The sequence below is a fragment of the Zoogloea ramigera genome (assembly GCF_006539865.1).
GTDB lineage: Bacteria > Pseudomonadota > Gammaproteobacteria > Burkholderiales > Rhodocyclaceae > Zoogloea > Zoogloea ramigera.
Genome location: NZ_BJNV01000119.1, coordinates 1 through 7,412 on the forward strand (window position 1 = coordinate 1; position 7,412 = coordinate 7,412).

The following is a 7,412-nucleotide window of genomic DNA, read 5'->3' on the forward strand; positions in this document are numbered from 1 at the left end:
AGGCGTCTTGCATGTCCTGCGATAGGCTGCTGAGGTTCTCGAAGCTGCACACCTGGGCGTTGGCTGCTGCGATGTGGATATCCTCCACGCACTTCGGGGCACCTCGCAACGGCACGGCTACGGGGTCAATGAGGGCACGCAAGCGGCGTTGCGTCGTGCTTTTAGAACTACCCATTTCTCCACTGACCTCAAGCACAGGATAAGGCGTGTCCGGGCGCATTGCGTCGAGAAGCCACGTTAGCACTAGCGGGCGCGCGTCCCTCGGGATGTTCAGATGACGCCACAGGACATTCACGTTACCCCGTGCTCCGGGCTGGGGCAGTGGTCGCGCGCCTGCCGTGCGTACGAAATGCACAGGGGAGCGATCCTGCAAGCTCCATTCCCCGGCAGCAATGCGAACGGCCCTCCATCCGTCGTCGCACAGGTCAAGGTAATAGGCGTCGCCTTGCTTTGCACATCGTAGGTAGGTTTGCACCTCCGGCCCCTCGAAGGTGCCTACCGCGCCAAGCGTGGCAATCGTCGTCTTCATGGCTTGGTCTGGGATGCCGACCTTATGCGCTGCATACACCTGCCCGCGAAGCCAGCGGTCGAAGCCTGTCGAGTTGAGCATATGGACCTCTTGCCGCCCCTCGATCTCGATCAAGGCCACGCCTGCGCCCTCTGCCGTGTGGGCGTAGGTCGCGCGCTGTCACTGACCGCCACAATAGAGCCACCCCTGACCGGCATATAGGAGCCAGTTTGAATCGTCTCTGACGGACGTCTTCGGGGGTTCAAGAGTGGTGGTTTTTCGGGGTGCTGGCAAGCGTCGTTTTGGCCTTGTTCGGGCCCTGCCGCGGCGCACGGTAGGACGCCCCGTCGAGGGTCAGGCAATAGGCGTTGTGGCGCAGCCGATCGACGGTGGCGGAGGCCAGCAGGCGGTTGCCCGGGAAGGCCTGGTCCCACTCGGTGAAGTCGAGATTGCTGGTGACCACGGTGGCCGCCTGCTCATAGCGCTCGGCGATCAGGTCGTGCAGATCCTCGTCGGCCGGGGCGCGCAGCGGCTTCAGGCCAAAGTCGTCGATGATCAGCAGCGGCACGCGGGCCAACTGCTGGAGCTTTCGCTCGTAGTTGCCGATGGCCCGGGCCGCGTTGAGGCTCGCCAGCAGCTGGGCGCAGGAGGCAAAGACCACGTCCTGCCCCTGGCGCACCGCGCAGTGCCCGAGCGCCTGCGCCAGGTGGCTCTTGCCCGTGCCGCAGGGCCCGACGATGAGCACCGGGGCCTTCTCGTGGATGTAGCGGCCGGTGGCCAGGTCATGGACCAGCGCCCGGTTGGTCGAGGGCAGCCGGTCGAACTCGAAGCCCTCCAGCGTCTTGGTGGCGCGGAAGGCCGCGCGGCGCAGCCGGGTGGCGAACTTCTTCTGCTCGCGCCGGGCCACCTCGTCCTGGATCAGGAGGGCGAGGAACTCGGTGTAGGCGAGCTTGGCGTCGATCGCCTGGCGATTGCGCGCATCGAGCGAGTCGAGGATGCCCGAGAGGCGCAGCTGCTTGAGCTGCGGGGCCAGTTCGGTGGCGGGATTCATGGTGAAACTCCTTGGGGATGGAAAGACGCCGGGAGGGCGTCTTGGGGGTCAGTGAATCGAAGGGGGTTCGTCGGCAAAGAGATCGGCGGCGCCGCGGACGAAGCGGGCCCCGCCGGCGTAGGGCGCGCTGCTGACCGGCCCCGCGGCGGGCGCCAGATCGTGCCCCCCGGCGAGGATGGTCTTGACGGTGCGGTAGTGCGGGCTGTCGTGCGCCAGGGCCCGCTCGCAGGCCGCCTCGAGCCGCTCGGCGCCGTACTTGGCCTTCAGGTGCAGCACCCCCTGGGCCGCCCGCAGGCGCTCGGAGACACGGTCCGAGAGGAGTCGCGCGATCAGCCGGGCACAGGCCGGCCCGACCCCGGCGGCCTGCTGCACACACCAGGCGCGGTCATGGGCGAAGAAGGCCCGAGCCTCGGGCGGCAGATGATCGGTGACGGTGCGCCGCTCACCGGCCCGGCGGCTACGGGCGTGCAGCGCCACCGGCTGGAAGTCCTGATACACCGTCACCACGCTGTCGGTGGCGCGCAGCCACAGGCGCTTGCCCACCAGCGTGAAGGGCACCGAGTAGAGCCCGCGCTCGAAGCTCACGTGGCAGTCCCGATGCACCGTCACCTGCTGCCAGCTGCCCAGATCCGGCGGCACCGCCGGCAGCAGCAGGAGCAATGCGCGCTCCACCGCAAAGCTCTCCAGCGGCCTCACCCGGGTCGTGCCGTGCGTCCGCTGCCCGGCCACCTGCAAGACCCACTCGCGCACCTGGGCGTTGAGGTCCGCCATGTCGCGAAAGCGCCGGGTGGGCAGGAAGTTGCCCTTCACGTACTTCACCCCCGCCTCGACGATGCCTTTCTTCTGCGGGTCCCGCGGCGGGCAGGCATCGATCCGGAAGCCGTAGCCCTCCGCGCACTCGGCGTAGGCCCGCTGCACCTCGGGGTCGCGGGCGCAGGCGCGGGTGATGGCGCACTTGGCGTTGTCGATGATCAGCCGCGCCGGCACCGCACCGAACCACTCGAAAGCCCGCTGGTGGCAGCCGAGCCAGGTGCGCACGCTCTGGTCCCACACGAACTCCACGTACTGGTGGCGCGAGAAGGCGAGGGTCATCACGAAGGCCCAGGTGCGGCGAAGCTGGCCGGTGGCGGCATCGACCAGCTCGGGGCCGGCGCCGAAGTCCACCTGGGCCGCCTCGCCCGGCTCGAAGGAGAGGCGCACCGTGGTGTCGGGCGGCAGGTCGCGCCCGATGGCGCCGATCAGGCGGCGGACGCTGGAGTAGTGGCCGGTGAAGCCGTGCTCGCGCACCAGCGCGGCGTGGATCGCCACCCCCGAGACACCCTGGCCGAGCCAGCGCTCGACAAGGGGGCGGTAGGCGGCGAGGGCCGACTGGGCCGAGGCCGGCAGACGCGGGGGCGCCAGCGCGGCGGCGATCTCGGCGTCCGGCGGCAAGGGGTGGCTGGGCTCAAGCCAGCCCTGGGCCTGGGCCAGCGTTCGGAAGCGGGCCGCCTTGGCGCGGCCCATCAAACCGGAGCGGGCAATCTCGCGCTCCGAATCGCCCTGACGCAAACGCATCAGGGCCTGGCGGTACTCGTGCATCTCGATGCTCCTGCGGGCCACCGGCTTCCTCCTGCCAAACCCGGCAGGGTAGCGGTGGGCCGCGAAAGGTCGAGACGTCCGTCAGAGTGAGACTGGCTCCATTACGCCGATCCGGCGCTGGCGCCAATGTGCCGATCCGTGGGTGGCTCCATTACGCCGATCACGGGGTGGCTCCTATGTGCCGGTCACGCCCTGGCTCCATTGTGCCGATCATCAAGTGGCTCCTATGTGCCGGTCGGTGACACGCGCTGGCGGGCCACGGCTAGAACCATGTCCTGCGGGCTGTCGTGCTGCTCACCCTCGCCCTTCGTCAGTTTGTCCAGTCGCGTGCGCTGGCCTTTCACGTTGGCGATGAGTCGAGCGTATTCGGCTTCGGACTTCCTACGGATGACGCGCAGTGCCTCGATTACGCTCTCTTCGTAGATGGCGCCCTTGTCACCGGGCAGGCGTGCCAGTGCATCGCGCACGATGGCGTGCGGGTCGGCTGCTTCCTCTGCGGCTTGCTTCACCTGGGCGGGCGTGAGCTTCAATGGCGCGTTCACGCTGCATCCCTCCCCGCCAGCAAGCGCACGATGAACCAATCAAGGTCGGCAATCGTGCGGTGGGTGCAGTGGCCGTGCTGGCACTTGAATCCACCCTTCATATCGTTCCGCTCGTCTGGCTCGAAATAGGCCGTGCCCGTCTGATCTTTGCCGGTGTGGCCGTCATGCCAAGGGCAGACGATCCGATGCCCGCCGTGAAAGCCGCGGATGGGCTCCAGATACAGCCCTGCAGCCTCGAGGATGGGGAGATAGCCCGGGCGCCCTGCGTTGCTGTCGCTGGGCTTCCTGCGCGGTGTGCGGGGCTGGCTGGCGGCGGCGGTGAGGTCGAAGCCGTGCGCCTGTGCAATCTGCTCGGGCGTGTAGCGGCGCGAGGGCTCCCACACATGCACCCGTTGCGTGAAGGGCTGGCCGTCCTTGGCATACTTGGCCTTGCCGTTGATGCCAGTCGGCAATCGGCCGTATCGGGTCAAGTTGCCCGCGCCTGGGTCGCTGGCGCCGGCCTTGATGAGGCCGTCGATTAGGGCCTGGGCCTTGGCCTGGTTGCGCTCGGGCTGGGCGAGGGCCAGCCATGCTTGGAAGTTGCCCGGGCTCGTTTCCACAAGGCAAGAGGGGGCGAGGCGTAGGGCTTCGGGCTGGATCTTGGTCCCGATGTCATCCAGGAGTACAAGCCACAAGCCGGCCCAGCAATCCTTGCGGCGCCGGTACTTTCCATCCTCGGCGCGCTTGAACGTGCTGACGCAAACATAGTTATTGTGGGTGTCGCGGATGAATCGGGGCATGGGCAGGGCCGAAGAGCCAAACCATACTTTGTGGTCTGCCGTGGCTACGTCACCGGCGAAGCCTGTGACCCACGGCACTTCGTCTGCGCCGATACCGGCGAAGGCATGGGCGATTAGGTCGGCGTTGAGTAGCTCAATGCCTTTGGTGTTACCCTTCAAGAGTTTGATTGCACTGGTAACGCCCGCCCCCTTCACCCCTGGCCGGGTGGTGGGGGCTTTCTTCCGACGGGGAAGGATCGCGGTGTAGTTCATCGCGCGCCCTCCCTATATGCCTTAACGATTGCGCGGACTTGCCGCAGGGTCGGCACAGGTACGGGCTGATTGCCGCGATAGATCACAAGCACGTCAGTCTTACGGGCTTGGCGCATCGCCTGGGCGTGCCACGTTTTGGCGCCGTTCGCCTTGGCGCGGGCCTCCTGGCGTTCTACGTGCTGTAGGAATGCGGCGTAATTGGGGAAGGCGCGGGCGGTGTGGGTGTCGCCTTCGATCTGGATAAGCAGGGGTGCTTTCATGGTCGGCACCTCCTCAAGCTGCGGCCTGGGCGTCGATCTTCTTTTGAATCCAGGCGTCAATCGCGGCGGCAGGCCATCGCGCCGTACGGGCGCCGAGTTTGATCGGGGCGGGGAAGTCGCCCTTGCGAATCAGATCGTAAATCTTGGTTCGCCCGAGATTGGTTTGAGCTTGAACGCTCCGAATGGGGAGTAGGCTTTGGGGTTGCGTGCGTTCCATATTGACCTCAATCTGTTTAGGAATACCGCGTTAGTGCGGCGGTCCTTACTGTGAGGTCGCACGGGCCATTTTCTGCAGCGGGATTCCTGGCGAGTTTTTCAGAAATCCCGCGCCCGCCGGCTATTGCTCGATCTTGTCTCTCCAATCCTCGCTCAGCGCCCACGCTCCTTCGGCGGGGACTAGCCGTGTGTTCGGTATGATCTCCCGTGCTGTACTGCCTGCCACCGGCTCGGCATCGTTCATCAAAGCGCGTGTAACCTCGGTCACGAGTTCCACCGCTCTATCCCGAAGATGATAGGCTGCAAGCGTTGCAATTTGACCCATCAGCCAGTTCCGCATTGCACTTTTGCCGGCCTTGCTTCCGGGCAAGCCCGGCGCGCCAGCGCGCCCTGCCGCTTTATCGAGCCTTCGATTTTCGACATGGTTTGCTGTGGCGGTTGCTGTAGCCTCGTAAAACGCATCGAGCAAGTCGATTAGCTGATAGGCGGCGCTGATTGAAAAGTGGGCTGAAACCGCTGTGGCTGTGCGCTCGACGATAGCTGTCAATTTAAGGGCATGCGCAGACGCTGCCGCCAAGTCGTTTTGAAGTTCGCCGGGCGTCGAAAACACAAGCGGCTCCGTGGTGTTGTACCGCAGATGTGATCCAGGCGGCTGTGCCTCGATAGTGCGCGCGGCTTCATCGATGAACGTGAAGAATGCGTCAAGGCGCGCTAACCTGTCTTCACCGCGCCAGTGCTCGCCCTCATCTAAAAGCCTTGCGATATACCCCCGCGCCGTCCGCATCACTTCATCGTCTTCAAAAATGGCAAGGGTGCGCCGGTCGCGGGGCGTGGCTTCGTCTCCGGCGAGCAATTCGATACGCTCGCGCAGTTCGGGCGGGTAGGTGTCGGCAAAACTCGGGCTGGGCGTGGTCATGCTGTAGGCTCCTCTTGGGTGTCGGGCGGTGGAAAATGGGCGAAAAGACATTCACGGCAGACGCGCACCTACACCCCGGAACGCCAGTGCTGGCGCGGGTTTTGACGGTGGTGTAGGTTGTGACGATCTTTTCCGGGGGTAGCCATGCCCCCCGGAAAAATAAAAATCAGAGCATCGCCACGCGGTCTAGCTTGGCCGTTACAACGTCGTGGCGCAGGTGCCCGTAATTGCTTTCGATCATGGCAACTGACGTGCCGGCGAGCTTCGCAACGATAAGGCTGTCCATCCCTGAGAGGATCATTTCGCTGATAGCTGTGTGGCGAAGGGAGTACATCACAACGGCGTCGGGGAGCTGTGCGGCCTCGACGGCAGCCTTGAAAATCTTCTTCCATGCGTCCTTGTCCCACCGCTGGCCGTAGGACGTGGCGAGCATGGGCGCGGCGGGTAGCTTGTCCTTGCCGGCCTCGATGAAGAACGCGACGGCTGCCGAAGAGATTGCAACGGTGCGCCGCCCGGTCTTGCCGGTCAGGGTCAGGGCGCCTAGCTGCTTGTCGAAGTCGCCAGCGTTGAGGGTTGCAAGCTCACCTGGGCGTGCGCCGGTCAAGAGCGCGGCCTTGACGAACAGGGCGAGGTCTTCGGGGCAGGCGGCAAGCAATGCCTTTCGCTGCTCCATGCTGAGGAAGGCATCCTTTCTGCGGGCGCCCACCTTGGGAAATTTCTGCACGGTCGCCCACCCTGCATTGGTGGTCACGACCCGATGCCGCAGCGCGCGATTCAATGCGGCCTTGAGGGTCGCAAGGTTGCGGTTGGCGCTGTCCTTCGAGCGGCGCACGTCCTCTTCGTCGGCCTCCTCGTCGTCCTCGATCTGCTCGTTAAGCCATTTGCTAACGGTTGTGGCGCGAAGCTTGTCGATCGGCAGCCGGGCGAGGGGTTCATCGTAGATTAGGCGGGTGAAGCGCCCCTCTGCATCCTTGGCGGTAGCGTGCCGCCCCTCGGCGCACAGGGCCTTGATGTAGTCCTCGCAGACCTCTTTGACGGTGGTCACTCCCGTCTTGGCGCCCTGCTCGCAGCTCTCCACCCATGCGCGGGCGGCCTTGGCGGCGTCGTCGAACTTGTCGAACTCGCCAAGGGCTCGATACTTCTGCTTGCCCTCGTCGTCCCTCCACCGGGCAATCCATGTGCCTGTGCCGTTCTCGAGCTTGCGAAAGCCTACGGCTGCGCCCTTTTGCAGGGGTGCCCAGTAGGGTTCGCGGCGGGGCGCGAGCTTGTCGCGCTTCGTCTTGCTGTCGATCTCATTTGACATGGCGCTT

9 protein-coding genes are annotated in these 7,412 nt (G+C 65.3%); all 9 read right to left on the reverse strand.

Features of this window, described 5'->3' with window-relative positions:
* Positions 1 to 643 (reverse strand): AICE element replication initiation protein (locus ZRA01_RS19510; protein WP_218028767.1); only part of this gene is annotated, 643 nt, incomplete at its 3' end.
* A gap of 127 nt (positions 644 to 770) precedes the next feature.
* Positions 771 to 1,559: an IS21-like element helper ATPase IstB gene (gene istB, locus ZRA01_RS19515; protein ID WP_141355045.1), complete on the reverse strand. Its 789-nt coding sequence runs from the start codon at positions 1,557 to 1,559 to the stop codon at positions 771 to 773.
* Positions 1,560 to 1,607: 48 nt separating this feature from the next.
* Positions 1,608 to 3,137: an IS21 family transposase gene (istA, locus tag ZRA01_RS19520; protein WP_141355051.1), complete on the reverse strand. Its 1,530-nt coding sequence runs from the start codon at positions 3,135 to 3,137 to the stop codon at positions 1,608 to 1,610.
* A 224-nt stretch (positions 3,138 to 3,361) separates the two neighbouring features.
* Positions 3,362 to 3,679, reverse strand: coding sequence for a hypothetical protein (locus ZRA01_RS19525; RefSeq protein WP_141355046.1), 318 nt, complete (start codon positions 3,677 to 3,679; stop codon positions 3,362 to 3,364).
* Complete coding sequence (locus ZRA01_RS19530; protein WP_141355047.1) at positions 3,676 to 4,710, reverse strand: DNA-primase RepB domain-containing protein; 1,035 nt, start codon at positions 4,708 to 4,710, stop codon at positions 3,676 to 3,678. Before ZRA01_RS19530 ends, ZRA01_RS19525 begins: the two co-directional genes overlap by 4 nt.
* On the reverse strand, positions 4,707 to 4,970 hold the full coding sequence (locus ZRA01_RS19535) for a hypothetical protein (RefSeq protein WP_141355048.1): 264 nt from the start codon (positions 4,968 to 4,970) through the stop codon (positions 4,707 to 4,709). Before ZRA01_RS19535 ends, ZRA01_RS19530 begins: the two co-directional genes overlap by 4 nt.
* Before the next feature lie 13 nt (positions 4,971 to 4,983).
* Positions 4,984 to 5,187, reverse strand: coding sequence for a helix-turn-helix transcriptional regulator (locus ZRA01_RS19540; protein ID WP_141355049.1), 204 nt, complete (start codon positions 5,185 to 5,187; stop codon positions 4,984 to 4,986).
* A 120-nt stretch (positions 5,188 to 5,307) separates the two neighbouring features.
* Complete coding sequence (locus tag ZRA01_RS19545) at positions 5,308 to 6,102, reverse strand: hypothetical protein (protein WP_141355050.1); 795 nt, start codon at positions 6,100 to 6,102, stop codon at positions 5,308 to 5,310.
* A gap of 166 nt (positions 6,103 to 6,268) precedes the next feature.
* On the reverse strand, positions 6,269 to 7,412 hold a 1,144-nt coding region (locus ZRA01_RS19550), incomplete at its 5' end, for a tyrosine-type recombinase/integrase (RefSeq protein ID WP_218028768.1).

Coding starts and splice junctions, on each gene's coding strand:
- istB (WP_141355045.1), bottom strand. CDS start 1,559: ATGAATCCCGCCACCGAACTGGCCCCGCAGCTCAAGCAGCTGCGCCTC.
- istA (WP_141355051.1), bottom strand. CDS start 3,137: ATGCACGAGTACCGCCAGGCCCTGATGCGTTTGCGTCAGGGCGATTCG.
- ZRA01_RS19530 (WP_141355047.1), bottom strand. CDS start 4,710: ATGAACTACACCGCGATCCTTCCCCGTCGGAAGAAAGCCCCCACCACC.
- ZRA01_RS19535 (WP_141355048.1), bottom strand. CDS start 4,970: ATGAAAGCACCCCTGCTTATCCAGATCGAAGGCGACACCCACACCGCC.
- ZRA01_RS19540 (WP_141355049.1), bottom strand. CDS start 5,187: ATGGAACGCACGCAACCCCAAAGCCTACTCCCCATTCGGAGCGTTCAA.
- ZRA01_RS19545 (WP_141355050.1), bottom strand. CDS start 6,102: ATGACCACGCCCAGCCCGAGTTTTGCCGACACCTACCCGCCCGAACTG.